Source organism: Variovorax sp. CF079, from assembly GCF_900101545.1.
Taxonomy (GTDB): Bacteria; Pseudomonadota; Gammaproteobacteria; order Burkholderiales; family Burkholderiaceae_C; genus Variovorax.
Window position 1 is genome coordinate 69,756 of record NZ_FMZU01000021.1, and the last position, 25,693, is coordinate 95,448.

General features: G+C 68.7%; 23 protein-coding genes. 15 read left to right on the forward strand and 8 right to left on the reverse strand.

Going from position 1 to position 25,693, the window contains the following annotated elements:
* Both BLS74_RS25585 and BLS74_RS34830 read right to left on the reverse strand, forming a co-directional pair.
* Complete coding sequence (locus tag BLS74_RS25585) at nt 1-606, reverse strand: L,D-transpeptidase (protein WP_244503995.1); 606 nt, start codon at nt 604-606, stop codon at nt 1-3.
* Between the two features lie 76 nt (nt 607-682).
* Nucleotides 683-982, reverse strand: a complete 300-nt coding sequence (locus tag BLS74_RS34830) for a proteophosphoglycan ppg4 (RefSeq protein ID WP_212733695.1) — start codon at nt 980-982, stop codon at nt 683-685.
* Nucleotides 983-1,166: 184 nt separating this feature from the next.
* Between BLS74_RS34830 and BLS74_RS25595 the strand changes: the two genes are divergently transcribed.
* From BLS74_RS25595 to BLS74_RS25605, 3 genes are all read left to right on the forward strand, one after another.
* Nucleotides 1,167-1,874, forward strand: coding sequence for a ProQ/FINO family protein (locus BLS74_RS25595; protein WP_093109967.1), 708 nt, complete (start codon nt 1,167-1,169; stop codon nt 1,872-1,874).
* 286 nt (nt 1,875-2,160) lie between these two features.
* Nucleotides 2,161-2,379, forward strand: a complete 219-nt coding sequence (locus BLS74_RS25600) for a hypothetical protein (RefSeq protein WP_093109968.1) — start codon at nt 2,161-2,163, stop codon at nt 2,377-2,379.
* 1 nt (nt 2,380) lies between these two features.
* Nucleotides 2,381-3,154, forward strand: a complete 774-nt coding sequence (locus BLS74_RS25605; RefSeq protein WP_093109969.1) for a glutathionylspermidine synthase family protein — start codon at nt 2,381-2,383, stop codon at nt 3,152-3,154.
* A gap of 10 nt (nt 3,155-3,164) precedes the next feature.
* Here the strand turns inward: BLS74_RS25605 and BLS74_RS25610 are convergent, their stop codons facing one another.
* Nucleotides 3,165-5,342 carry a malate synthase G gene (locus BLS74_RS25610; RefSeq protein ID WP_093109970.1) on the reverse strand — a complete coding sequence of 726 codons (2,178 nt, stop codon included), beginning with the start codon at nt 5,340-5,342 and terminating at the stop codon, nt 3,165-3,167.
* Between the two features lie 204 nt (nt 5,343-5,546).
* Here BLS74_RS25610 and hisC point away from each other — a divergent pair, with 204 nt between their 5' ends.
* On the forward strand, nt 5,547-6,542 hold the full coding sequence (hisC, locus tag BLS74_RS25615; RefSeq protein WP_093109971.1) for a histidinol-phosphate transaminase: 996 nt from the start codon (nt 5,547-5,549) through the stop codon (nt 6,540-6,542).
* A gap of 24 nt (nt 6,543-6,566) precedes the next feature.
* On the opposite strand, the gene BLS74_RS25620 is transcribed toward hisC, so the two are convergent.
* A complete protein-coding gene (locus BLS74_RS25620) occupies nt 6,567-7,307 on the reverse strand; it encodes an IclR family transcriptional regulator (RefSeq protein ID WP_093109972.1) in 741 nt (246 codons plus the stop codon).
* A gap of 104 nt (nt 7,308-7,411) precedes the next feature.
* Between BLS74_RS25620 and BLS74_RS25625 the strand changes: the two genes are divergently transcribed.
* From BLS74_RS25625 to BLS74_RS25640, 4 genes are read left to right on the forward strand one after another with little or no spacing between them, the layout of a single operon-like run.
* Entirely contained in the window at nt 7,412-8,344 is a 933-nt protein-coding gene (locus BLS74_RS25625; RefSeq protein WP_093109973.1) for a hydroxymethylglutaryl-CoA lyase, read from the forward strand.
* Nucleotides 8,337-9,530, forward strand: coding sequence for a CaiB/BaiF CoA transferase family protein (locus tag BLS74_RS25630; RefSeq protein WP_093109974.1), 1,194 nt, complete (start codon nt 8,337-8,339; stop codon nt 9,528-9,530). The genes BLS74_RS25625 and BLS74_RS25630 overlap by 8 nt, the downstream gene beginning before the upstream one ends.
* Before the next feature lie 4 nt (nt 9,531-9,534).
* Nucleotides 9,535-10,506, forward strand: coding sequence for a Bug family tripartite tricarboxylate transporter substrate binding protein (locus tag BLS74_RS25635; protein ID WP_093109975.1), 972 nt, complete (start codon nt 9,535-9,537; stop codon nt 10,504-10,506).
* Nucleotides 10,507-10,513: 7 nt separating this feature from the next.
* The gene (locus BLS74_RS25640; RefSeq protein ID WP_093109976.1) at nt 10,514-11,437 is read left to right on the forward strand and encodes an SMP-30/gluconolactonase/LRE family protein; all 924 of its coding nucleotides are present in this window, start codon (nt 10,514-10,516) and stop codon (nt 11,435-11,437) included.
* Nucleotides 11,438-11,457: 20 nt separating this feature from the next.
* On the opposite strand, the gene BLS74_RS25645 is transcribed toward BLS74_RS25640, so the two are convergent.
* The 4 genes from BLS74_RS25645 to BLS74_RS25660 are packed head-to-tail and all read right to left on the reverse strand — an operon-like array spanning nt 11,458 to nt 14,870.
* Nucleotides 11,458-11,916: a chromate resistance protein ChrB domain-containing protein gene (locus BLS74_RS25645; RefSeq protein ID WP_093109977.1), complete on the reverse strand. Its 459-nt coding sequence runs from the start codon at nt 11,914-11,916 to the stop codon at nt 11,458-11,460.
* Nucleotides 11,913-12,545 carry a rhodanese-like domain-containing protein gene (locus BLS74_RS25650; RefSeq protein ID WP_093109978.1) on the reverse strand — a complete coding sequence of 211 codons (633 nt, stop codon included), beginning with the start codon at nt 12,543-12,545 and terminating at the stop codon, nt 11,913-11,915. The genes BLS74_RS25645 and BLS74_RS25650 overlap by 4 nt, the downstream gene beginning before the upstream one ends.
* Before the next feature lie 10 nt (nt 12,546-12,555).
* On the reverse strand, nt 12,556-13,917 hold the full coding sequence (chrA, locus tag BLS74_RS25655; protein WP_093109979.1) for a chromate efflux transporter: 1,362 nt from the start codon (nt 13,915-13,917) through the stop codon (nt 12,556-12,558).
* An 8-nt stretch (nt 13,918-13,925) separates the two neighbouring features.
* The gene (locus tag BLS74_RS25660; protein ID WP_093109980.1) at nt 13,926-14,870 is read right to left on the reverse strand and encodes a chromate resistance protein ChrB domain-containing protein; all 945 of its coding nucleotides are present in this window, start codon (nt 14,868-14,870) and stop codon (nt 13,926-13,928) included.
* Nucleotides 14,871-14,967: 97 nt separating this feature from the next.
* On the opposite strand from BLS74_RS25660, the gene BLS74_RS25665 reads away from it, so the two are divergent.
* From BLS74_RS25665 to BLS74_RS25695, 7 genes are all read left to right on the forward strand, one after another.
* On the forward strand, nt 14,968-15,903 hold the full coding sequence (locus BLS74_RS25665; protein ID WP_093109981.1) for a LysR family transcriptional regulator: 936 nt from the start codon (nt 14,968-14,970) through the stop codon (nt 15,901-15,903).
* A 20-nt stretch (nt 15,904-15,923) separates the two neighbouring features.
* The gene (locus BLS74_RS25670) at nt 15,924-16,382 is read left to right on the forward strand and encodes a DUF2214 family protein (protein ID WP_093109982.1); all 459 of its coding nucleotides are present in this window, start codon (nt 15,924-15,926) and stop codon (nt 16,380-16,382) included.
* A 6-nt stretch (nt 16,383-16,388) separates the two neighbouring features.
* Nucleotides 16,389-18,428 (forward strand): spermidine synthase, encoded by a 2,040-nt coding sequence (locus BLS74_RS25675; protein ID WP_093109983.1) that lies wholly within the window; start codon nt 16,389-16,391, stop codon nt 18,426-18,428.
* A 23-nt stretch (nt 18,429-18,451) separates the two neighbouring features.
* The gene (locus tag BLS74_RS25680) at nt 18,452-20,521 is read left to right on the forward strand and encodes a fused MFS/spermidine synthase (RefSeq protein WP_244503996.1); all 2,070 of its coding nucleotides are present in this window, start codon (nt 18,452-18,454) and stop codon (nt 20,519-20,521) included.
* A gap of 145 nt (nt 20,522-20,666) precedes the next feature.
* Nucleotides 20,667-22,283 (forward strand): ShlB/FhaC/HecB family hemolysin secretion/activation protein, encoded by a 1,617-nt coding sequence (locus BLS74_RS25685; RefSeq protein WP_093109984.1) that lies wholly within the window; start codon nt 20,667-20,669, stop codon nt 22,281-22,283.
* A gap of 22 nt (nt 22,284-22,305) precedes the next feature.
* Nucleotides 22,306-24,864 (forward strand): two-partner secretion domain-containing protein, encoded by a 2,559-nt coding sequence (locus BLS74_RS25690; RefSeq protein WP_244503997.1) that lies wholly within the window; start codon nt 22,306-22,308, stop codon nt 24,862-24,864.
* 12 nt (nt 24,865-24,876) lie between these two features.
* Complete coding sequence (locus BLS74_RS25695) at nt 24,877-25,689, forward strand: FecR family protein (protein WP_093109986.1); 813 nt, start codon at nt 24,877-24,879, stop codon at nt 25,687-25,689.
* Nucleotides 25,690-25,693 lie beyond the last annotated feature (4 nt).

Here is a 25,693-nt window from a genome sequence, read left to right on the forward strand (position 1 = left end):
TCAGCGCGCATCGGCCGCGAAGCTGAACAGTTCGGCGGCGGGAGCGGTCTCTGGCAGCACATAGACCAGGCCGCGCGAGGCACCGAGTGCAGGTTTCACATACGCGTCGTAGAAATCGGCCGGCACATTGATACAGCCGTAGGAAATGCGGTTGTCGTCGACGCCGGGAGAAGCCAGGCGTTCGAGGCGGCGCTCGGACTTCTCGGTGGCGCGCACACGGTGCATCGACACGGCCGCGCCGTAGTCGACCCAGACGATGTCTTCGCCCTGCATGTTGCGCCCCGGCTCGGAGACGAAGCGGCCGGCCGGCGTGGTGCGCTCATCGGGGCGGATCTCCGACATCTTGCGTTCGCCGATGCCCGGCACCGATCGATCGCCGCGGGCCAGGCCCAGCAGCACCGGCGCGTCGCCGCGCAGGCGGCCATCGGCATCGAACACGAACACCCTCGCGTTGCGCTTGTCCACGATCGCGAACGGCCGCTGGGCGCTGTCGCCCGTGGCCACCGCGCGCTGCGCGAACTGCGCGATCTCGGCGGGCGCATCCGCTGCTGCGACGGCAGCCGAGCAAGCCGCCAGACAAAGGACGAAAGAGGTGAAGCGCTTCAATGCGTCGACTCCGAATGGACTGAAAAAGCCGGGCATGCAGCCCGGCTCGTGGCGAAAAATGCTATCTCACAGCACCTCAGTTGCGGTCTGCGCGCGGCGGAGACATCGGTGCCGGCGTCGTGGTGTCGGTGCTGGGCGCGGGCATGGCTGCAGGTGCCTGGCTTTGGCTCGGGCTTGTGGTCGTGCCCGGGCTCGTCGGCGTCTGAGCTTGCGCCACGGAGGTGCCGGTCGAGCCCATCGGGCCGCCCGCAGGACTTTGCTGGCCGGCTGCGGTGGGCGGGTTGGGCGATGCGGTCGTCGGTGGCGTGGCCTGCGCGAAGGCAAAGCCGCTGGCGCCTAGCGCGAGGACGGCGAGAAGATGCTTGCGTGCGTTCATGCGATTACTCCTTGAGGACAGACTGAGGGTTCGATGGAATGCGCCGGTCCGAATGACCAGCTGCGTTCAACTTAGGCGACCCCTGTGCATGCGCCGGGTCGGCACCCGGCGCGCAGTCCTGTAGGAAGGAGACCACGCGGCATTACAGTCCGGGGCAACCATATCGAGAGAAGAGTTTTTTCTGATGACCGACACCGCTCCCGCACCGACCACCGAAAACAAGAAGAAGGAAGGCGGCCGCCCCCGCCGCAAGCCCCAGTCCCAGGACGCCAAGGCGCCCAAGGCCCCGCCGCGTCCGCGCAAGGTGAACCCCGTGCTCGAACGCCTGTTCGAGCTCTACCCGAAGATGTTCGGCGCGCGTTTCCTGCCGCTCAAGCTCGGCGTGTTCCAGGACCTGCTGGCGCTGCACCCCGACGAATTCAAGAAAGAGGACCTGAAGATCGCGCTGGGCCTTCATGCGCGCTCCACCCGCTACCTCGAGGCGGTGGCCGCGGGCGAGAAGCGCCATGACCTGAACGGCTTGCCAGTGGAAGACGTCGCGCCCGAGCATGTTCACCACGCGATCCTCGAAGTGTTCCGCCGGCGCCAGGCGCGCACGGCCGACGACTTGCGGCCCCAACTGCGCGCGCGGCTGGTCGAAGCCATCGAAGCCTCGGGCCTCTCGCGCGAGGAATACATGCTCGTCGTTCGCACGAACGACGAGGCATCGAACGCCGTGCTCGACGAGGCCTTCGCCGAATGGGGTGCGCGCACCGCCAAGCGCGAGGCGCTGCTGCGTGCCTTCGAGGCCAGCGGGCGTAGCGTGGCGGAGTTCGCGGAGATGTATGGGATGGATCCGGCCGAGGTAGGACGGACGCTGGAGCGCGCGCGGGCGCGCGCGCAGTCCGAGTAGCCACACGAACGCAACCGCCGTCGTCTTCGCGCCACAACCACCGGCTCTGCGCTTGCAGGCGGTGGCCAGTCTCGCCACAATCCGCGCTTCTTTTCAGCAAGCGTTTGCTGTGCGTCCGGTGACGATCAACCTCCCTGACGAGCTTTACTTTCCATGAACCGTTTTCTGAACTTCTGACCCGCACTCCGACCGCCCCGGCCGGACGTGCATACGTCCCGCCGCGGCCCGTCGACACAACGGCCCCGGCGCAGCCATCTGCCGGGGCTTTGTTTTTTGGAGTGCGGATATGAGTTCGCGGCGCAGGGCGCGTGACGACGACAAACGTCTCGCCCGTTTTTACTTTCCGCTGCCGGCCGCGCCGGCGCCGCGCAACCCCGTGGTTGCCGCGATGGCGCATCGCGCGTCGAGCCAGGGTGCAGGCCGGCACTTGCGCAGCCGCCGCGCCGAACGGCGCGCGCAACGCGTGGCCTTGCAAAAAGCCGTGCGATGGATCGAGGAGCCTTGAGATGCGCGAGGACATGGACAAGGTCATCGTCGAGCGCCCCCGTCGCGGCGGCGGCGTGCAGGGCGACGGGCGCATCTGGCGCAACAGCAGGGATCGCGGCGCGCACTTGGGCATGCAGCGCGGATACGCGCACCCCAAGGGTTTCAACGAGAACCTCGCGCCGCTCAAGCGCTGGTTGCACAAGCAGGCGCACCGGCCGTGGGACGCGGTGTATTCCGAGCTGTGCAGGGGCATCGACCGTCGCAACACGGTGCAGGCCCACATCCATCAGCACGTCGACCAGTTCGTCGAACGCGAGACGCGATGGATCGATGGCATGGTGATGGTCTGGCGCCGTTGGCCTGGACCTCCGGCGTGGGTGCCGGTGCGCGAGCATTCATACACCGAACTGTTCGTTCACCCCGTCACCGGCGTGTTGTTGCCGAATCGAGGCCAGCACAAGGCGCGGCAGCAGGAGCGGGCGCGACGGGCGCAGCGGCACACGGACCAACCCTATGCCGAGTACCACGTGATCGACAGCGTCACGCAGTGGCATCGGGTCGATGGTTGCTGGTTCGAAGTGAGGCTCGCGCCGCTGCCGCTCGGCACGGGAGCGACGGCAGAGCGCTATGACGTGCTGCGCCGCTGCAAGGTGACCCGCGCGCACGCGCGCCAGCCGCCGGCGCCCGGTGTGCCGGCGACGCGCGCCATGTATGGACAGGACTGCGTGTACGCGGTCGCCAAGCGGCAGCTCAGCCGCCGGGAGGTGCAGTCGCGCCTGGCCGGCGGCGCCTGAAGACTCGGCGTCAGGCCTCGCCCGCCTTCACCTTCAACCGCCAAGCATGCAACAGCGGCTCCGTGTAGCCGCTCGGCTGCGCGATGCCCTTGAACACCAGCTCCTGCGCCGCCTTGTACGCGGCCGAGGTCGCGAAGTTGCCGGCCATGTTCTGGTAGAGCGGATCGCCGGCGTTCTGCCCGTCGACCACCGCGGCCATGCGCTGGAAGGTGGCGTCGACCTGCTCTTTGGTCACCACGCCGTGCAGCAGCCAGTTAGCGATGTGCTGGCTCGAGATGCGCAGCGTGGCGCGGTCTTCCATCAGGCCCACGTTGTGGATGTCGGGCACCTTGGAGCAGCCGACGCCCTGGTCGATCCAGCGCACCACGTAGCCGAGGATGCCCTGCACGTTGTTGTCGAGCTCCTGCTGGCGCTCCTCGGCCGACCACTTCGCTTCGGGCACGACCGGCACCTTGAGCAGGTCGCCCAGGATGTTGTCGCGCTCGGCGTTGGCGTCGATCTTCTCCAGCTCCTTCTGGACATTCGCCACGCTCACCTGGTGGTAGTGCAGCGCGTGCAGCGTGGCGGCAGTGGGCGAGGGCACCCAGGCGGTGTTGGCGCCGGCCTTGGGATGGCCGATCTTCTGTTCCAGCATCGCGGCCATCAGGTCGGGCATGGCCCACATGCCCTTGCCGATCTGCGCCTTGCCGCGCAGGCCGCACGACAGGCCCACCAGCACGTTGTTCTTCTCGTAGGCCTGGATCCACGGCGTGGTCTTCATGTCGCCCTTGCGCAGCATCGGGCCGGCGTGCATGGCGGTGTGCATCTCGTCGCCGGTGCGGTCGAGGAAGCCGGTGTTGATGAAGGCCACGCGCGCGGCCGCCTCGGCGATGCAGGCCTTGAGGTTGACGCTGGTGCGGCGCTCCTCGTCCATGATGCCGAGCTTCACGGTGTTGGCCGGCAGGCCCAGCATCTCTTCGACGCGGCCGAAGAGCTCGCTCGCGAAGGCCACCTCGGCCGGGCCGTGCATCTTCGGCTTCACGATGTAGACGGAGCCGGTGCGCGAGTTGCCCTTGCGCTTCAGGTCGACGGTGGCGATGGTGGTGGTGATCACCGCGTCCATGATCCCTTCCGGAATCTCCTTGCCGCCGCCATAGAGGATGGCCGGATTGGTCATCAGGTGGCCCACGTTGCGCACGAACATCAGCGAGCGGCCGTGCAGGCTGACCGGCCGGCCGTCGGCGCCTGTGTATTCGCGGTCGGGGTTCAGGCCGCGCGTGAAGGTCTTGCCGCCCTTGGCGACTTCCTCGGTCAGCGTGCCCTGCAGGATGCCGAGCCAGTTCGAGTAGGCGAGCACCTTGTCGGTGGCATCGACCACGGCCACCGAGTCCTCGAGGTCGAGGATGGTGGAGAGCGCGGCTTCGAGCACCACATCGCTGATGCCGGCGGGGTCGGTCTTGCCGATGGCGGTCGTGCGGTCGATCTGGATGTCGATATGGATGCCGTTGTGCTTGATGAGCACCGACTTCGGCGCCGCCGCGTCGCCCTGGTAGCCGGCGAACTGCGCTGGGTCGGCGAGGTGGGTGCTGCTGCTTTGCAGCGTCACCACGAGCTGGCCGTCCTTGACCGAGTAGCCGGTCGCGTTCTTGTGCGAGCCGTTCTCGAGCGGGGCCGCCTGGTCGAGCACGCCGCGCGCGAAGGCGATCACCTTGGCGCCGCGCGCCGGGTTGTAGCCCTTGCCCTTCTCGGCGCCGCCGGTCTCGGGAATAGCATCGGTGCCGTAGAGCGCGTCGTACAGCGAGCCCCAGCGTGCGTTGGCGGCGTTGAGCGCGTAGCGCGCATTGAGGATAGGCACCACCAACTGCGGGCCGGCCTGCAGCGCGAGTTCGGCGTCGACGTTGGCGGTGCTGGCCTTCACGTCCTTGGGTTGCGGCAGCAGGTAGCCGATCTTCTCGAGGAAGGTGCGATACGCCGGCATGTCGGCGATCGGACCGGGGTGGGCCTTGTGCCAGGCGTCCATCTCGGACTGCAGCCGGTCGCGTTCGGCCAGGAGCGCGATGTTCTTCGGCGCGAGCTCGCCGACGATCGCGTCGAAGCCCTTCCAGAAGGTCGCGCTGGCCACGCCGGTGGCGGGCAGCACCTTGTCTTCGATGAAGCGATGGAGCTCGTCGGCGACCTGGAGGCCGTGGACGGTGGTGCGGGCGGTCATGTTCTCTACTCCTTGAAATCGAATGCAGCCGAAGACTTTATTCGATACCTGGCTGATCAGTAAGAGCCGTGAGCGGGTTTTATCAATGACCAAATTGAATGTAATCGCGGCCCGCCCAGGCTTCGGCTCAAAGGGTAGGCCCTGATAGGAGCGATGTACATGCCCCGGATAATTTAACTTCTTAAATAATTACGATTCGAAGCGATGATCCTGCTGGCATCCAACGAAAACCCGCTCGGCATGCCCGAATCGGCGCGCCGCGCCGCCGCAGCAGCGCTGGAAGGCGCGGGCAACTATCCCGACAGCAACGGCACCGCGCTCAAGCATGCGCTGGCCTCGCGGCTGGACGTGCCGATGGACTGGCTGACGCTGGGCAGCGGCTCGAGCGAGATCCTCGAGCTGGCGGCGCAGGTGAGCGTCAAGCCCGGCGAAGGCGTGGTCTATTCGCAATACGGCTTCATCGTCTATGCGCAGGCGGCGGCCCATGCCCATGCGAGAAGCACCGTGGTGCCGGCGTGCGATTTCGGCCACGACCTCGACGCCATGCGGGCGGCCATCGGCGAAGACACGCGCCTGGTCTTCGTGGCCAATCCCAACAACCCGACCGGCACCTTCATCGAAGCGGGCCCGCTGCTCGAATTCCTGCAGGCGGTGCCGGCGCACGTCACGGTGCTGCTCGACGAGGCCTACACCGAGTACCTCGCGCCGGCACAACGCTACGACAGCATCGCCTGGGTGCGGCGCTTCCCGAATCTGATCGTGGCGCGCACCTTCTCCAAGGCCTACGGGCTGGCCGGGCTGCGCATCGGCTACGGCGTCGCGCAGCCGGCGCTGGCAGCGCGCCTGAATGCACAGCGGCCGCGCTTCAACGTGAGCACGCCGGCCCAGGTCGCAGCGGTGGCGGCGCTGGCTGACGCGGCCTTTCTCGCGCGCAGCTACCAGCTCAACACCATCGGGCGGGCGCAACTCGCGAACGGGCTGCACGAGCTCAGGCTGGCTTCCATTCCGTCGTCGGGCAACTTCGTGATGGTGCAGGTCGGGGAGGGGCGCACCGTGCATGCGCGCCTGCTGGCCGCCGGCATCGAGGTCTCGCTGCTCGACAACTACGGCCTGCCGCACTGGCTGCGCATCACGGTCGGCCTGACCGAGCAGAACGAGGCCGTACTTGACGCGCTCCGCGACAACGCGCCAGCACGCTGATCCCGCTCGGCAAAGTCCGGTCCTTCAAACCTGCCCGCTGAGTCGGCTCGCGGCGGCGCGCACGGGTTCGATGTGCCGCTCGTCATAGCGATGCGCCGGCATCGTCAGCGTGAGCGCCGCGGCCAGGCGGCCGTCGGCGTGGAACACCGGCGCCGAGATGCCGCCCAGTTCGGCCGAGCGGTCGCCGACCATCGCGCAGTAGCCCTGGGCGCGGATGGCGTCGTAGAGCTTGCGCTCCTTGCTGCCGCGCGGGCGTTCGGCCTCGGGGCCGAAGGCGATCAGGATGCGGGCGCCGGCGCCGCGGTCGTTGGGCAGCAGGTCGCCGGCGCGCACGTGGTCGCGTACCACGTGAGGTGAGTCGACGCGGTAGAGGCACAGGCGCGCCCAGCTGTCGCCCTGGTCCTGACGCACGTGGTAGGACGCGCTCTCGCCGGTGGCCGCGACCAGCTCGCGCAGCACCGGAGGCACGATGCGGTCGAGCGAGAGCGAGGCCGCGTAAAGGCCGTGTAGCCGCGCGATCTCCATGCCGAGCGCATAGCGGCCGTCCTCCTGCCGGCGGATCAGGCGCGCATGCTCGAGCGAGGCGAGCAGGCGCAGCACCGTGCTCTTGTAGAGCTGCGTGCGTTCGGCGAACTGCGCCAGCGTCAGCGCCTCGTCGCCGGGCTGGAAGCATGAAAGTAGGCTCAGCGCCCGATCGACCGCAGCGGCGCCGCCCGGCGCGGCGTTGAGGTCGGAGACCGATTCGGTGTGGGCTTTGCGGGGCATGGCTTCGGGTTGACAGTGGAGGGTGTGCTGCGGTCTAATTCTGTAAAACAGAATTTAGTTCTGTTAGATAGAACTGTCAAGCGCCCTTCAAGGAGACAAGCCCGATGACAAGTCCCGATGTCCTCATCAGCGAGGTCGGCCCGCGCGACGGCCTGCAGTCCGTCAAGGCGACGATGCCCACGGACTACAAGCTGCGCTGGATCGAAGCCCTGTACGCCGCCGGCGTGCGCGAGATGGAGGTTGCCTCCTTCGTGCCGGCCCGCCTGCTGCCGCAGATGGCCGACGCTGCCGAGGTGGTGCGCCACGCCGTCACGCTGCCTGGCCTCACGGTGATGGCCTTGGTGCCCAATCGCAAGGGCGCCGAAGCCGCGCTCGCGGCGGGCGTGCACAAGCTCACGATGCCGGTATCGGCCAGCGCCGCGCATTCGCTGGCCAATGTGCGCAAGACGCGCGAAGAGATGGTCGAAGAGGTGCGCGCCATCGCCGAACTGCGCCGCGAGATCGCGCCGCAGGTGAAACTCGAGGCCGGCATCTCGACCGCCTTCGGCTGCACGCTGCAGGGCGAGGTGCCGGAAGACGAAGTCATTTGGCTGGCCGCGCAATGCGTGGCCGCGGGCGCCGACGAATCGGGGCTCTCCGACACGGTCGGCTATGCCAACCCGGCGCAGGTGCGCCGTCTCTTCAGGCGCCTGCGCGCCGAGCTCGGCGACAAGGCCGGCGCCGCCCACATGCACAACACGCGCGGCCTGGGCCTGGCCAACTGCCTCGCGGCCTACGAAGAAGGCGTGCGCACTTTCGATGCCTCGCTCGGCGGCCTCGGCGGCTGTCCCTATGCGCCCGGCGCATCCGGCAACGTCGTCACCGAGGACCTGGTCTTCATGTTCGAGGCCATGGGCGTCGCCACCGGCATCGACATCGAGAAACTCATCGCGGCGCGCGCGCCGCTCATGGCCGGCCTGCCGGGCGAGCCGGTCTACGGCATGACGCCCGAGGCCGGCCTGCCCAAGGGCTTCGTTCAAGGAAAAGCACATGTCTGAAAGCACCGCTCCCCTGCCGTACGAAGGCGTCCGCGTCGTCGAATTCACCCACATGGTGATGGGCCCCACCTGCGGCATGCTGCTGGCCGATCTCGGCGCCGAGGTCATCAAGGTCGAGCCGATCGAAGGCGATGCCACGCGGCGCCTGCTGGGCTCCGGCGCCGGCTTCTTCCCGACCTTCAACCGCAACAAGAAGAGCATCGCGCTCGACCTCAAGAAGCCCGAGGGCGTCGAGGCTGCGCTGCGCCTCGTCGCCACCGCCGACATCGTGAGCGAGAACTTCAAGCCCGGCACGATGAAGAAGCTGGGGCTGGACTACGAGAGCCTGAAGCAGCTCAACCCGCGCCTGATCTACGTGAGCCACAAGGGCTTCCTGCCCGGCCCCTACGACCATCGCACCGCGCTCGACGAGGTGGTGCAGATGATGGGCGGCCTGGCCTACATGACCGGCCGCATCGGCGACCCGCTGCGCGCCGGCACCAGCGTCAACGACATCATGGGCGGCATGTTCGGCGCCATCGGAGCGATGGCGGCGCTGCGCCAGCGCGAGCAGACCGGCCGCGGCTGCGAGGTGCAGTCGGCGCTGTTCGAGAACAACATCTTCCTGGTCGCGCAGCACATGATGCAGTTCGCCGCTACCGGCAAAGCGGCCGATCCGATGCCCAGCCGCATCTCGGCCTGGGCCGTGTACGACGTCTTCACCGTCAAGGACGGCGAGCAGATATTCCTGGCCGCCGTCAGCGACAAGCAGTGGACCATCTTCTGCAGGGCCTTCGGCCTCGAGGAGATGCTGGCCGATCCGCGTTTGAAGACCAACAACGACCGCGTGCTCGCGCGCGACTGGATGATGCCGATGCTGCGCTCGCACCTGGCGGGCCACAGCGCGGCCGAACTGAGCGCCGTGTTCGAGAAGAACGAGCTGCCCTTCGCGCCCATCACCAAGCCGCAGGAGCTGTTCGACGATCCGCACCTCAACGCCACCGGTGGCCTGGCGCCGATCCGCATGAACGACGGCAGCACCTCGAAGGTGCCGCTGATGCCCTTCACGCTCGGCGGTGAACGCCCGGGCATCCGCATCCAGCCGCCGCTGCTCGGCGAGCACACGAACGCGCTGCTGAAGGAGGTCGGCTACAGCGACGCGCAGATCGCCGAACTGAAGACGCAGAACATCACCACCGGAGACTGAACCCATGGCTTCCATCCCACGCCGCGCGCTGCTCGCCTGCGCCGCGACCCTCGCCGTCCTGCCCGCGATGGCCCAGTCCGCCTGGCCCGACAAGCCGGTGCGTCTGGTCGTGCCCTACGCACCCGGCGGCACCACCGACTACGCCGCGCGCCAGATCGCGCAGAAGCTCACGGAGCAGACCGGCAAGTCCTTCTATGTCGAGAACAAGGCCGGTGCCAGCGGCACCATCGGCTCCGACATGGTGGCCAAGGCGCCGGCGGACGGCAGCAGCTTCCTGGTCAACGACACCACCTACGCGATGCTGCCGCACCTGTTCAAGAAGCTGCCGTGGGACCACGCGAGCGGCCTGGTGCCGGTCACCACCATCGTCGATGCGCCGCTGGTGCTGGTGGTCGGCGCCGCCTCGCCCTACAAGACGGTGCAGGACCTGGTCGATGCCGCGCGCAAGAGTCCCGACAAGCTCACCTTCGGCTCGGGCGGCGTCGGCAGCTCCACCCATCTGGGCGGCGAGCTCTTCAAGCAGCACGGCAAGCTGGCCCTCACGCACGTGCCTTACAAGGGCGCGGGCGAGGCGATGCTGGGCGTGGTGTCGGGCCAGGTCGACGTGCTGGTCACCGCCGCGCCCACGGCCATCCCGCAGGTCAAGGGCGGCAAGGTGCGCGCGCTGCTGGTCACCTCGCCGAAACGGCTCGACGCACTGGCCGATGTGCCGACCAGTGCCGAGGCCGGCATGAAGGCCTTCAACGCCACCAACTGGTTCGGCATCGCCGCGCCCAAGGGCACGCCGCAGCCGATCATCGACAAGCTGCAGGCCGAGGTGAAGAAGGCGTTGGCCTCGCCCGAGCTGGTCAAGCGCTTCGCCGAGCAGGGCGCGGCGCCCGGCGGCATGGCGGTGGCCGAGTTCCAGAACTACGTGAAGAGCCAGACGCAGGACTGGGGTGCGGTCATCAAGGCCGCCGGCGTGCAGCCGGAGTGAGCGGGCCATGTGGAGCTTAAGCTTCAAGCCGCCGGAAATCATCGAGGCCCGCGTGCTGACGCGGCTGCCCGATGCATTGCGACAGCCGCGCCGCACCGACTGGGTCGATGCCAACAAGCCCGGCCATGTGATGGACAGCTTCCTCGAAGGGCCGGTGTTCGACCGGGCCGGCAACCTGTACGTCACCGACATTCCCTACGGCCGCATCTTCCGCATCACGCCGGTGCTCGACTGGCAACTGGTCGTGCAGTACGAAGGCTGGCCCAACGGCATGGCGATCCACGCCGACGGCAGCCTCTGGATCGCCGACTACCGGCGCGGCATCCTGAAGCTCGATGCGGCAAGCGGAGCGATCGAGCCCGTGCTTGCGCACCGCAACAGCGAGTCCTTCAAGGGGGTGAACGACCTGACGTTCGATAGCGCTGGCCGTCTCTTCTTCACCGACCAGGGCCAGACCGGCCTGCACGATCCCACGGGCCGCGTCTATCGCCTCGGCACCGATGGCAAGCTGGATCTGCTGCTCTCCAACGCGCCCAGCCCCAACGGCATCGCCGTGAGCGAAGACGGCAAGCTGCTCTTCGTCGCCGTCACGCGCGGTAACCAGGTGTGGCGCGCGCCGCTCCTGCCCGACGGCAGCATCTCGAAGATGGGCGCCTTCCAGAGCTTCTTCGGCACCAGCGGACCCGACGGCCTGGCGCTCGCGGACGACGGCAGCCTGGTGGTGGCGCATGCGAGCCTGGGCGGTGCCTTCGTACTCAATGCGCGCGGCGAGATCACGCATTTCGTGCGCAGTCCGGGCGGCCAGACCGTTACCAATGTGGCGTTCAGGCCGGGAACAGGGGAGCTGGTGATGACCGAATCGGCGACCGGGACCGTGCTGTCGGCCGAGCTGCCCGTGGCGGGCGTGCCGCTGTTCTCCCACCGGTCCTAGCCCATGCGGGCCCTGCCCCCTCAGGCCGTCATCAGCGGCGGCCAGTTGTGGGTTTCGCCGCGCCCCTCGCGGCACCACGCATACAGCGCGTCATACATCACCAAACCGTGGCGCAGCATCTCGTGGTCGTCGGCAAACACGCGGGACAGACCGAGCGAGATGGCGTACAGCCCCGCGGACTGCGGCGTGAGGTCCGGCCGCGAGGTGTCGGCGCCGCGAACGATGGCGGCCAGCTGCAGCAGCGACGGCTCGTCCAGGCGGTACTTCGTCAGGAAGGCGTCGAAGCTGCACAGCTCGCCGACATGGCTCATCTCCACCCCGGGGATGTCGTAGGGCGTGGCGCCGGTGTCCGCCGCGATGCGCAGCACCTCCGGCGCCGGCACGTAGAGGAACTCGGCCTCGCGGTCGATGAAGCGCAGGATCAACCAGGGGCAGGCAATGCGGTCGATCTTCGGGCGTTCGCGGGTCACCCACTTCATGATGTCCCTCCTTGCTTGCCGGGCTTGCCGGGCTTGGCGGCGAGTGGTTGCCCGGCGCTCTGCCAGCCGTCGATACCGCCGCGCAGGTAGCGCGCCTGCAGGCCCGCGGCGCGCAGGCGCATCGCCGTCGAGCGCCCCACCTCGTGGCCGTAGACGCAGTAGACGACCACCTCGCGGTCGGTGGGCAATTCGCCGGCCCAATCGCCGACATCGGCCGGGTCGCGCCAGCGGGCGCCGGGAATCATCGATGCCGCCTGTTCGAACACGCCGGCGCGACGCACGTCGAGCAGCAAGGCGTCCGCGACCTCGTCCTGGCGCGCACCGAAGGGCTCGCTCGCCGCATGCACGGCCTCCTGGTAGCGCTCGTACACCGGATTCCAGTCGATGGCGGCGATGAACGCTTCGATGTCTTCCTGCTTGTCGACGGCCAGGATCGGTATGCCGTCGCCGCCGGGCGCCTGCTGATTGACGAGCGTGCCCTCGCGCGGCTGGAACATCAGCAGCACGGAGCTCGAAGCGCCACCGGGCGTCCTGGCCATCGCGATGAACTCCTCGCGCCAACGCTCGACGCTGCCGAAATTGGCGGCCAGGGCCAGCGCCATCGGTGGGGGCAGGACGGATGCATCCATGGAACTCTCCTCAGGGGAAAAGCAGCGGCCTGCCCAACGTGACGGCGAGCCCCGCCAGTGCGCAGGCGCCGAGCAGCGGCATCACGCCGAGCTTGAAGCGGAACAGGGCGATGGCCGCGGCCACGACGATGACGGCCGAGACGAAATCGAAGCGGCCGCCGAAGCCCTGCGGCCACAGCACGTGGTACGCGAAGAACAGTGCGAGATTCAGGATCACGCCCACCACCGCCGCGGTGATCGCGGACAGCGGCGCGGTGAAGCCCAGCTTGCCGTGGGTCGACTCGACCAGCGGCCCGCCCGCCAGGATGAAGATAAAGGAGGGCAGGAAGGTGAAGAAGGTGACGACCGTGGCAGCCAGTGCCCCACCGAGGAACAGCGCATCGGGTCCCAGCACCTGCTTCGCCCATCCGCCGACGAAGCCCACGAAGGCCACCACCATGATCAGCGGGCCCGGGGTCGTCTCGCCCAGGGCCAGGCCGTCGATCATCTGCGCGCCGCTGAGCCAATGGTGCTGTTCGACCGCACCCTGGTAGACATAGGGCAGCACCGCGTAGGCGCCGCCGAAAGTCAGCAGCGCCGCCTTGGTGAAGAACCAGCCCATCTGCGTTAACGTGCCCTGCAGGCCTTGGATGGCGATGAGCGCGCCCATCGCGAGCGCCCATGCACCCAGCCCGACGGCCAGCAGCTTCGCCAGGTGGCTGCGCGAGAAGCGCGCGTGTGCCGGCGTCGGCGTGTCGTCGTCGATCAGCGCCGGTCCGTAGCTCTGCTGTTGGCTGCCGTGGCCGCCGCCGAGCGCGAACACGGCGGGCGCCCGGCGCGCGCCGAAGTGCCCGATCAGCCCGGCCGCGAGGACGATGGCCGGGAAGGGCGTGTCGAAAGCGAAGATGGCCACGAAGGCCGCCGCCGCGATGCCCCACATCCAGGGGTTCTTGAGCGCGCGCGTGCCGATGCGGTGCGCCGCGTGCAGCACCAGCGCCGTCACGGCCGGCTTGATGCCGTAGAAGATGCCGGCCACCACCGGCACGTCGCCGAAGCGCAGGTAGATCCACGAAAGCGCGATCAGGATGAAGAGCGAGGGCAGCACGAACAAGGCGCCGGCGACGATGCCGCCCCAGGTGCGGTGCATGAGCCAGCCGATGTAGGTGGCCAACTGCTGGGCCTCCGGACCGGGCAGCAGCATGCAGTAGTTGAGCGCGTGCAGAAATCGCTTCTCGCTGATCCAGCGCCGGCGCTCGACCAGCTCGGTGTGCATGATCGCGATCTGCCCCGCCGGCCCGCCGAAGCTGATGAAGCCGAGCTTGAGCCAGAAGCGGAAGGCCGCGCCGAAGCTGACGGGGTCGGGCGGGGCGATCGCCTCGCCCGTTTTCTCCAAAGTGGCGCTCACGAAGATGCTCCCGGCGCCGCATACAGCGCATCGAATACGGCCGCCGCGGCGGCGATCAGCTTGTCGTCCTTGGCGTGCACTTCGCGCAGGCCGCCCAGTACCGCTTCCAGCCCGGCCGCTTCGGGCACGGGGATGCCGCCGACGTCGAGATAGTGCACCGCGCCGGCGACGCGCTGCAGCCTCGGATCGGATTCCAGGCCGAAGCTCGCGGCCATCACTTCGAAGGTGACGCGCGTCCCGACGTGGGTGAAGCGCGCGCCGTCGTAGTCGAAGCCGATGGCGCCGCGCGGCGTGCGAACCGGGGCGCGGGCCCCGTCCAGCCAGACGAACTCGGCCGCCGGGTCGATGAAACGCCGCACCAGCCAGGCGCAGGCCAGCCGGTCCACCCACGGGCGCGCGCGGGTGGCCCAGCGCTTGCCCTGGAACCGGGCCCGATCCAGTCGCTCGATGCCGTCGTTCGGGCGCGGCTGCGGTTCGCCCTTGGAGAACCTGGCGTCGAGCGTGCGCCGCAGCGCCAGCAGTTCGGACTCGGCCTGTTCGGCGGCCGGGCCGGGGTAGTAGTCGATGCCGCGCAAGGCCTGCAGCGCGTCGGCCACGCCGCGCTGCCGGCGCCTGGCCTCGGTTTCGGCCAGGCCTTCGAGTTCGAGCTGCAGCGCCGTCGCGGTTTCGCGCCACTGCGCATAGGCATCGGTGCGATCGAACTGCGCCAGCACCTCGACGCGCTGGGCCTCGTCGCGCGGCGCGAGCGTCATCACCGACGCCGTGCCGCCGTGCTCGCGCACCTCGGCGGCCAGGGACTCCAGGATCGATGCGTGCGCGTCGGGCAGCAGGTAGGCGCCGTCGCGCAGCGCCGCGCACCCCAGCGCCTTGAGCGCCCGCCAGATGCGCAGGCGCACCGCGTTGGGCTGGGTCGGAAGGGTGACGATCAGGATGGCCCACATGGTGAGTAGCATACGCTACAAGAAATGTAGTATCAATATCAAAATTCGGAGCCGGGATTGGTGGCGCCGGCAGCGCATGCATCATTGACGCCCCGCCATGGACAGACTCAAGCAACTCGAATCCTTCGTCGCCATCGCCACCCGCGGCAGCCTCACGGCCGCGGCCAAGGCCGAGGGCGTGGCGCCGGCGATCATGGGCCGGCGCCTGGATGCGCTGGAGGAGCGCCTCGGCGTCAAGCTCCTGCTGCGCACCACGCGCCGCATCACGCTCACGCACGAGGGCAGCGCCTTCCTCGAGGACTGCCAGCGCCTGCTGGTCGAGCTCGCGAACGCCGAGGCCAGCGTGAGCGCCGGCGGCGTCAAGGCCGCCGGCCATCTGCGCGTGACGGCACCGGCGGGCTTCGGCCGGCGCCATGTCGCGCCGCTGGTGCCGCGCTTCCACGAGCTGCACCCCGAAGTCACGATCTCGCTCAACCTCAGCGACCGCGTGATCGACGTGGCACGCGAGAGCTACGACTGCGCGGTGCGCGTGGGCGACCTGCCGGACTCCTCGCTGGTGAGCCTGCGCCTGGCCGACAACCGGCGCCGCTGCGTCGCTACGCCCGAGTTCGTGCGTCGCCACGGCGCGCCGCGGCATCCGGGCGAGCTGGCGCGCTTCGCCTGCCTCAGCCTGTCGAGCGATGCCTCGCAGACCCGCGGTTGGGCCTTTCGCGTGCCGACCGCGGGCGGCGAGCACGAAGTGATCTACCTCAAGCCGACCGGCCCGCTCGATTGCTCCGACGGCCAGGTGCTGCACGACTGGTGCCTGGCCGGCCACGGCATCGCCTGGCGCAGCACCTGGGAGGTGGAGGCCGAGATCGACGCCGGCCTGCTGGTGCCGCTGCTCGACGAGTTCGCCGCGCCGCCCAACGGCATCTACGCGGTATTCCCGCAACGCAAGCATCTGCCGCTGCGCGTGCGGCTGTGGCTCGATTTTCTGAAGGCGCACTATGCGCGGCCGGAGTTCTGGGGCGGCACAATCGCTGCGCAGTAGAAACAACAGGAAAAACCACGATGACCCTCGAAGCGATCCTTGCCTACCTGCACATCCTGGCCATCCTCACGATGGTGGTCTTCATCTCGAGCGAAGCCGCGCTGTGCCGCGTGCAGTGGCTCAACTCCGCGGTGGTCGAGCGCCTCGCCAAGGTCGACATGGTCTACGGCTTCTCCGCCATCGCCGTGCTCGCGACCGGCGTCGCGCGCACCTGGTGGGGCATGAAGGGCACCACCTGGTACTGGACCAATCCGCTGCTGCACGTGAAGCTCACGCTCTTCATCATCATCGGCGTGATCTCGATCTTCCCGACGCTGACCTACTTCCGCTGGCGCAAGGCGGTGCGTTCCACCGGCACCCTGCCGAGCGAGGCCGAGATCAAGAAGACCCGGCGGCTGGTGATGATCCAGGCGCACCTGCTCGTGCTGATCCCGCTGGTCGCCGCCTTCCTGGCACGCGGCTTCGGCGCGCGGAGCTAGCCCCGCATGAAGCCGGCCTACGTGAAGGCGCTGTTCGCCGGCACCATCTTCACCAGCGCCTTCCTGCTGTTCCTGGTGCAGCCGCTGATCGCCAAGCAGATCCTGCCGTGGTTCGGCGGCTCGGCGGCGGTGTGGTCGGTGTGCATGGTGTTCTTCCAGGTGGTGCTGCTGGCGGGCTACGCCTACTCGGACTGGATCACGCGCCGGCTGAGCGTGCGCGCGCAGACCCGGCTGCACGTCGCGCTGCTGCTGGCGAGCCTCGTCTTCCTGCCGATCGTGACCAGCGCGCGCTGGAAACCGACCGGTGCCGAAGATCCGACCTGGTGGATCCTCGGCCTGTTGATGGGCACCATCGGCCTGCCGTACTTCCTGCTCTCCACCACCGGGCCGCTGGTGCAGTCCTGGGTGGCGCGCACGCCCTGGGGTGCGCAGGTGTACCGCTACTTCTCGCTGTCGAACCTGGCCTCGCTGGTCTCGCTCTTGAGCTACCCGGTGCTGATCGAACCGCGCAGTACGGTGCTTCAGCAGAGCTATGGATGGTCATGGGGATACGGTCTCTTCGCCGTGCTGTGCAGCGCCACCACGCTCTATGTCTCGCGCCGCTGGGCCGCGAGCACGGTCGTGCCCGCCTCGAAGGTCGATCGCGCCACCACCGTGCCCGACGCGCCGCCGCGCACCGCCGACTACCTGCTGTGGCTGGCGCTGCCGGCGCTCGCGTCCTGGCTGCTGCTGGCGGTCACCAACCACATCACGCAGAACGTGGCGTCCATCCCCTTCCTGTGGGTGCTGCCGCTGTCGGTGTACCTGCTGACCTTCGTGCTGACCTTCGAGAGCGACCGCTGGTACCGCCGCGGCGTGGTGCTGCCGGCGGCGGCGGTCATGCTGGTGCTCTGCGCCTTCGGGCTGCAGGACAACATCGGTTCGAACGTCAAGACCGGGCTGCCGATCTATGTCGCCGGCCTGTTCGTCTTGTGCATGTTCCTGCACGGCGAGATGGCGCGGCTGCGCCCGGGCGCGCGTTACCTCACGCGCTTCTATCTCATGCTGTCGCTCGGCGGTGCCGCAGGCGGCGTGACGGTGGGGCTGGTGGCGCCGCACGTGCTGCCGGCCTACTACGAGCTGGGCATCGGCCTGGTGCTCGTCGCGCTCGCCGGCGTGGCGCTGCTGCGCACCCGGCGCATCCTGGTGTTTTCGACGCTGGCGCTCGCCGCCTGCTGCGCGTGGTTCCTTGTGCTGCAGGTGCGCCACGACGTGACCGGCGCGCGGCGCATGGTCCGCAATTTCTACGGCACGGTGATCACGTTCGACTCGCACCGCGCCGATCCGGCCGATGATGTGCGCCAGATGTACCACGGCTCGGTCAAGCACGGCGAGCAATACCTGGCGCCCGCGCGCAGGCGCGAGCCGACGGCCTACTACGGCCCCGACTCCGGCATCGGGCGGGCGATCGCCGCGGCGCCGCTGCGGCCGCGCCGCGTCGGTGTGATCGGGCTCGGTGCCGGCACGCTCGCGGCCTACGGCCGGGCCGGCGACGTCTACCGCTTCTATGAGATCGATCCGCAGGTGTACAAGCTAGCGGACACCGAGTTCAGCTTCCTCGCCGACAGCGCCGCGCGCATCGAACGCGTGACTGGCGACGGGCGGCTGGCGCTCGAGCGCGACAGCCCGCAGGCCTTCGACGTGCTGGCGGTCGATGCGTTTTCGGGTGGCGCGGTGCCCGTCCACCTGCTCACTGCCGAGGCCATCGATGTCTATCTGCGGCACATGCAGCCGGGCGGCGTGATCGTCTTCAACGTCACCAATCGCTACATCGCGCTGGCCCCGGTGATCCAGAAGATTGCAGACTCCAAGGGCCTGCACGGGGCGCTGGTTCACGACGAGGCGGAGAGCACCCCGTTTCGCGCCACCGACTACGTGCTGGTCGCGCGCGATCCGCAGGCGCTGATGCGCCATCCGATCCGCGGCGCGACCTCTGCGCCCGAGCCGATTGCGAGCCTCGAGCCCTGGACCGACGATTTCAACAATCTCTTCAGCGTGCTGAAGTAGGGTCCGGGTCCGAGAACGCCTGCATGACGATCAAGGGGTTCTCGCGAGGCGCGGCCGGCATGCGGCCGGCCTACGTCAAGGCACTGTTCGCCGGCACCATCTTCGCCAGTGCCTTCCTGCTGTTCCTGGTCCAGCCGCTGATCGCCAAGCAGATCCTGCCCTGGTTCGGCGGCTCGGCCGCGGTGTGGTCGATCTGCATGGTGTTCTTCCAGGTCGTGCTGCTGGCAGGTTATGCCTACTCGGACTGGATCACGCGCCGGCTCGGCGTGCGCGCGCAGGCGCGGCTGCATGTCGCGCTGCTGCTCGCGAGCCTCGTCTTCCTGCCGATCGTGACCAGCGCGCGCTGGAAGCCGATCGGTACCGAAGACCCGACGCTGTGGATCCTCGGCCTGCTCGTCGGCACCATCGGCCTGCCGTACTTCCTGCTCTCCACCACCGGGCCGCTGGTGCAGTCCTGGGTGGCGCGCACGCCCTGGGGCGCGCAGGTCTACCGCTACTTCTCGCTCTCGAACCTGGCCTCGCTGGTCTCGCTCCTGTGCTATCCGCTCCTGATCGAGCCGCGCAGCACACTGCTGCACCAGGCCTGGGGCTGGTCGGTGGCTTACGCCGTCTTCGTGCTGCTGTGTGCGAGCACCACCTTGTACATGGCGCGGAACTGGACCACGGCCACGCAAGCCGCGCCCGCGTCCGCGCCGGCCGCTGCGCCGGGCGCGAAGCCGCGCGGCACCAACTACCTGCTCTGGCTCGCGCTGCCGGCGCTCGGTTCGTGGCTGCTGCTCGCCATCACCAACCACATCACGCAGAACGTGGCGTCCATCCCCTTCCTGTGGGTGCTGCCGCTGTCGGTCTACCTGCTGACCTTCGTGCTCACCTTCGAGAGTGACCGCTGGTACCGCCGCCGCGTGTTCCTGCCGCTGGCCGCAGCGATGCTCCTGCTGTGCGCCTTCGGGTTGCAGCACCGCATCGGCACCAACATCAAGACCGCGCTGCCGATCTACGTCGTCGGCCTGTTCGCCCTGTGCATGTTCCTGCATGGAGAGATGGCCCGCATGCGTCCCGCGGCGGCCTGGCTCACGCGCTTCTACCTGATGCTCTCGCTCGGCGGCGCCATCGGCGGCGTGAGCGTGGGGCTCGTCGCACCGCATGTCTTGCCGGCCTACTACGAGCTGGGGCTCGGCCTGGTCCTGTGCGCGCTGGTTGCTGCCGCGCTGTGGCGCCGCAAGCGCATCGGCCTCGCGGCCTCGCTGGCGCTGGCCGGTTGCTGCGCCTGGTTCTTCGTACAGCAGGTGAAGAGCGATGCGGTCGGCATTTTTCGCATGGAGCGCAATTTCTACGGCGCGCTGCTCACCACGGAAACGCGCAGCGGTGCGAAGGGCGCGATGCGCAAGCTCTATCACGGCTCGATCAAGCACGGCGAGCAGTACCTCGCGCCCGCATTGCGCCGCGAGCCAACGACTTACTACGGGCCCACCTCAGGTATCGGACGCGCGATCGCCGCCGCGCCGGCGGGCCCGCGCCGCGTCGGGCTGATCGGCCTCGGCGCCGGCACCCTGGCGGTCTACGGCCGGCCGGGCGACATCTACCGCTTCTATGAGATCAACCCGCTGGTCTTCGAGCTGGCCGATCGCGAGTTCAGCTTCCTGGCCGACAGTGCGGCGCGCATCGAGCGGGTGCTGGGCGATGCCCGGCTCGCGCTGGAGCGCGAGAGCCCGCAACGATTCGACGTGCTCGCGGTCGATGCCTTCTCGGGCGACTCGATACCCGTTCACCTGATCACGGCAGAGGCGATGGATGTCTATCTGCGCCACATGCAGCCCGGCGGCGTGATCGCCTTCCATGTGAGCAATCGCTACCTGGCCCTGGCGCCGGTGGTCGACAAGATCGCGCGCGCCAAGGGCCTGCACGCGGCGCTGGTGGTGGACCAGCCAGACAAATCGACGAGCCTGCACGAGACCGACTGGGTGCTGGTGTCGCGCGACCCGCAGGCCTTGGTGCGCGACCCGATCCGCGGCGCCACTTCCGTCCTCGAGCCGATCTCGGGCCAGAAGCCCTGGACCGACGACTTCAACAACCTCTTCAGTGTGCTGAAGTAAGAAAAGTGCTGCGGTGTTCCCTCGATTGGCGGCATTAGGTCACACGAGGAGAGGTTATCGACGGTCCTTTGGCCGGCGTTGCGCCTTGCCGCCGGTATAACCCGCCGGCGGCAATCCACGCCCGCTACTTCGACCTGGCCTCCCAATGAAAACAACCAAAAGCGGGATGCGGCTGCGTCGTACCCAGATGTTCCTGATCTTCGCGGCCTTCGCCGCTGCCGCGCCTGCCGTTCAGGCCGCCGACGAGGCTGGCAGCAGCGGACCCCGATTTGCCATTTCCCGCTTCGCCGTGGAGGGCAACAGCTTGCTGCCCAGCGCAGAGGTCGATGGCCTGCTGGCTCCTTTTGCCGGCCCGGCGCGCAACTTCGGCGACGTGCGGCGCGCGGTGGAAGCGCTGCAGCAGGCGTACCGCCGGCGCGGCTACAGCGTGGTCCTCGTGCAATTGCCCGAGCAGGAGCTCGCCCAGGGCGTGGTGCGCGTCAAGGTGATCGAGCCGCGCATCCGCCGCGTCGCGGTGGAAGGCAACCAAGGCTTTTCGACCGCCAACATCCGCGCCAGCCTGCCGGCACTGAAGGAAGGCGCCACGCCCAACATCCGCGACGTTTCGGCGAGCCTGAAAGTGGCCAACACCAATCCCGCCAAGCAGATCACGCTGGCGCTGCAGGCTGCCGAGCAGCCCGACGAGGTCGCCGCCGTTGTCCGCGTGGCCGAAGACAAGCCATGGCGCATCGGCCTCGCCGCCGACAACACCGGCAACGCCGACATCGGCCGCACGCGCCTGAGCACGCTCTACCAGCATGCCAACCTCTGGGGCCTGGACCACGTGGCGAGCCTGCAGTACATCACGTCGGCCGAGAAGCCTTCGAAGCTGAGCGTGTTCGGTGCGGGCTACCACGTGCCGCTGTATGCGCTGGGCGATTCGCTGGATTTCTTCGCCAGCCATTCGGACGTGAACTCCGGCATGCTGACGGCTGGCGTGCTGAACCTGCAGGTCAGCGGCAAGGGAACGGTCCTGGGCACGCGCTACAACCACAACCTGCCGCAGTGGGGCGACCTGAGCTCCACGCTGATCTACGGCGTCGACTGGCGGACCTACAAGAACGACATCGACCTCGAGGGCGCCCAGCTGGGCGGCGAGGTCACGGTCCATCCGCTGTCGCTCGGCTATTCCGGCCAATGGGCCCTGCCCGCCGCCGTGCTCGGGGTCCAGCTCATCGGCCTGCAGAACATCCCCGGCGGGTCGAACGGCCGCAGCGAGGATTTCGCCCGCCAGCGCGCCGGCGCCTCGGCCAGCTACCGCATCCTGCGCTACGGCGCGGCCTACAGCCGGCGGCTGGCGGACGATTGGCAGCTGCGCCTGCAGTTCAACGGCCAGGCCACCCGTTCGGCACTCGTCTCCGGCGAGCAGTTCGGCGCCGGCGGCGCCGGTTCGGTGCGGGGCTTCCAGGAGCGCGAGGTCGCCGGCGACAAGGGCCAGTTCGCCAACGTGGAAATCCAGACGCCCAATTGGTGCCCGGCCACGGCTGCCATCGTCGTGCAATGCCGCGCGCTGGCCTTCGTCGACGCTGCCAGCGTGTCGCGCAACAAGGCGCTGCCCGGCGAAGAGCAGCGCACGTCCATCTCCAGCGCGGGCCTGGGACTGCGATTCGCCATGGACCGGCGCGCCAGCCTGCAGGTGGACTACGCCCGCGTGATCGACGGCGGCGGCGTGCGCGCGTCCGGCGACAGCCGGGTGCACGTCGCCCTGTCGCTTTCCTACTGACATGACCCGAGGGATGAAAAAAATGAAAACAACCCACGCACGAACTGCACGGGGCTTGTTGGCAGCCGCGCTCATGCTCGCCGGCGCGGGCGGGGCTGTAGCCCAGACCGTCGTCCACGGCCAGGCCAGCTTCCAGCAACTGGGCAATGTCCGCGCGATCACCAACACCCCGGGCACCATCATCCAGTGGCCCGGGTTTTCGATCGCGGCCGGCGAGGTCACGCGCTTCATCCAGCAGAGCCCCACCAGCACGGTGCTCAACCGCATCACGGGCCAGGAGCCTTCGCTGATCCTGGGCGCCCTGCAGTCGAACGGCCGCGTCTTCCTGGTCAACCCCAACGGCGTTGTGTTCGGCGCCGGTTCGCGGGTGGACGTGAACGGGCTGGTGGCTTCCAGCCTGGCGATCTCCAACAGCGATTTCCTGGCCGGCAGGATGAACTTCAATGGCGGCCCCGTGGCGGGCCGCGTCGCCAACCAGGGCCGGATCTCGACGCCGGAAGGCGGCCACGTGATCCTGATCGCGCCGGACGTCCAGAACAGCGGCCTCATCCATTCGCCCGGCGGCGACGTGGTGCTGGCCGCGGGTCGCAGCGTGAAGCTGGCCGACAGCGCCAACCCGGCCCTGCACGTCGTGGTCAGCGCGCCGCAGGATCAGGCCGTCAACCTGGGCGAGATCGTGGCGCAAAGCGGGCGCATCGGCATCTATGGCAACCTGGTCAACCAGCGCGGCCTGGTCAGCGCCGACAGCGCGACGGTGGGCGCCGGCGGGCAGATCGTGTTCAAGGCCAGCGGCGACCTGCTGCTGGAGGGCGGCAGCCTGACCAGCGCCACGGGTGCCGGCACCGGCACCGGCGGCACCATTCATCTCCTGGGCGAGCGCGTGGGCCTGGCGGGCAACGCGCGCGTGGACGCCAGCGGCGAGGCCGGCGGCGGCACCGTGCTGGCCGGCGGCGACTATCGCGGCCAGAACCCGGCCATCGCCAATGCCCAGCAGCTCTACGTTTCCGGCGACGCCAGCATCCGCGCCGACGCCATCGGATCCGGCAACGGCGGCAAGGTGATCGCCTGGTCCGACGGCATCACGCGCGTCTACGGCAGCATCAGCGCCCGCGGCGGCGCCCGCTCGGGCGACGGCGGCTTCATCGAAACCTCGGGCCACACGCTGGACATGCGCGGCCGCGTCGATACGCGCGCGCCGAACGGCCGCACCGGCACCCTGCTGCTGGACCCGACCAACATCTACATCGCGAACGACCAGGCCAGCGCCACCGCCGCGGGCATGGTGGGCACCGATAGCTCGGCCGCCACCTTCGTCGCCACCGGCGCCGTGAGCGACTCGCTGCTGACCGTCGGCACGCTGCAGGCCGCGCTCGCCAGCAGCATGGTGGTGGTCACCACCGACAACGCGGCGGGCACGGGCGCCGGCATCATCCAGGTGGTTGACGCCGTGACGTGGACCAGCGACACGAGCCTGGCGCTGCATGCCGCCGCGGGCATCAACATCAACGGGGCCATCACCGGCGGGCCCGGCAGCCGGCTCGAACTGCGCACCGCTGCGGGCGACATCAACCAGACGGCGCCCATCACCGTGGTGACGCTGTCGGCCCGCGCGGACACCGGATCGGTCAACCTCACCCACGCGGGCAACCAGGTGCAGCAGCTGGCCGGCTTTGCCGGCGGGGCCGGCGGATTCAATTTCCGCGGCAACAACACGCCCTTGATCATCGGCATGGCCGGCCCCGAAACCGGCATCACTTCGCTGGGCAGCGGCCCCATCAACATCGACGTCGCCGGCAACCTCACGCTGCAAAGCCCCGTCAGTTCGCAGGCGGGCAACATCGTGCTGACCTCCGCGGCCACCTTCGACAACCAGTCCACCGTAGATTCGATCAGCGGCCGCGTGACGGCGCAGGGCATCGTGCTGCGCCCCTCGCTGGCCGACTGCATGGCCGACACGGCGCTGACAGGCTGCGCCGCGGTGCTGCCGACCCTCGCGGCCTGCCAGGAAAATCCGGCCACCGCCGGCTGCTCGGTCGTGTTGCCGCCGCCTGCGCCGCCCCTGTCACCTGCGCCTGCGCCAGCGCTCCCCACGCTGAGCGCATGTATCGCCGACCCGGCCATGGACGGCTGTAGCGCCGTGCTGCCCAGCCTGGCCGCCTGTACCAGCACGCCCAGCATGCCCGGATGCAGCGTGATCCTGCCGAGCCTCGGCACCTGCACGGCCGTGCCCACGCGGTCGGGGTGTTCTGCCGTGCTGCCAACGTTGTCGCAATGCATCAGTGCACCCAGCACGACGGGTTGCTCCGCCGTGCTGCCGAACCTCGCCGCTTGCACCGCGACCCCTGCACTGATGGGCTGCTCGGTCGTGCTGCCACCTGTGCAGACCACCCTCTCGTCAACGCCCCTCACCCAGGCCGTGAACACGACCGTCGACATCATCAACACCGTCAGCACCACGGTGTCTCAGCCGGTCGTCAAGTCGGAATCCAAGAAAGAAGCGACCAAGGAAGAAACAAAGGAAGCGGCGAGCGACACGGTCGGCGCCAAGAACGAGCCGACCAAGAAGATGTACTGCAACTAACCGGGGCCGACCATGAACCTCCAATTCCCTGTCCTCGCATCCTTCCTGGCCGCGCTGTCGCTCTGCGGAGCGCAAGCCCACGCCGGCACGCCGGCCGCCCAGGTGACGCAGCTGAGCGGCTTCGTCATGGCCGTCAAGGCCGATGGCGTGCTGAAAGTGCTGTCGCCGCAATCCGTGATCGACGTGGGCGACACCCTGACGAGCGAGCAGGACACCTACGTTCGCATCGGCCTGGCCGACGGCCGCCAGGCCGTGCTGGGCCCCAAGACCCGGCTGAAGATCGCCAGTGCCGCCACGCTCGAGCTGGCCGCCGGTCAGCTGCAGGTGGTCGCAAGCGCAACCCCCGGCGCCGGCCGCCTGGCCATCGAGGCCGGCGAAACCACCGTCGATGCCGGCGCAGGCAGTTTCAATCTCTTCTACCGGCCGGATCCGGCCGTCGCCGTGGCGCGGCGCGCTTATGCGCAAGCCAGCCTGGCCTCAGCCGCCAGCCCGGTGCGAAGCGATGCGGGGACAGCCTTGCCCGTCTGGGAGAGGGTTGCGCAGGTCCAGATCCCCTCCGTGCCGCGCGCACCTTCCGTGCCGGGCGCGCTCGCGCCAGGCCTGTATGTGCACGTGATCGACGGCTTGGTCAACCTGTCGAACAAGGGAGGGTCGCAACAATTCTCGGCCGGGCAGTTTGGCTTCACACCCTCCTTCGTGCAGCCGCCGGTGGTATTGCCCATCAACCCCGGCCTCAAATTCACCCCGCCGCCGGTGTTTTCATCCTCGGCTTCCAGCCGCACCAGCGGCACGAAGAGCAACACCGTCGATTGCGAAGTGCGCTGAGCGC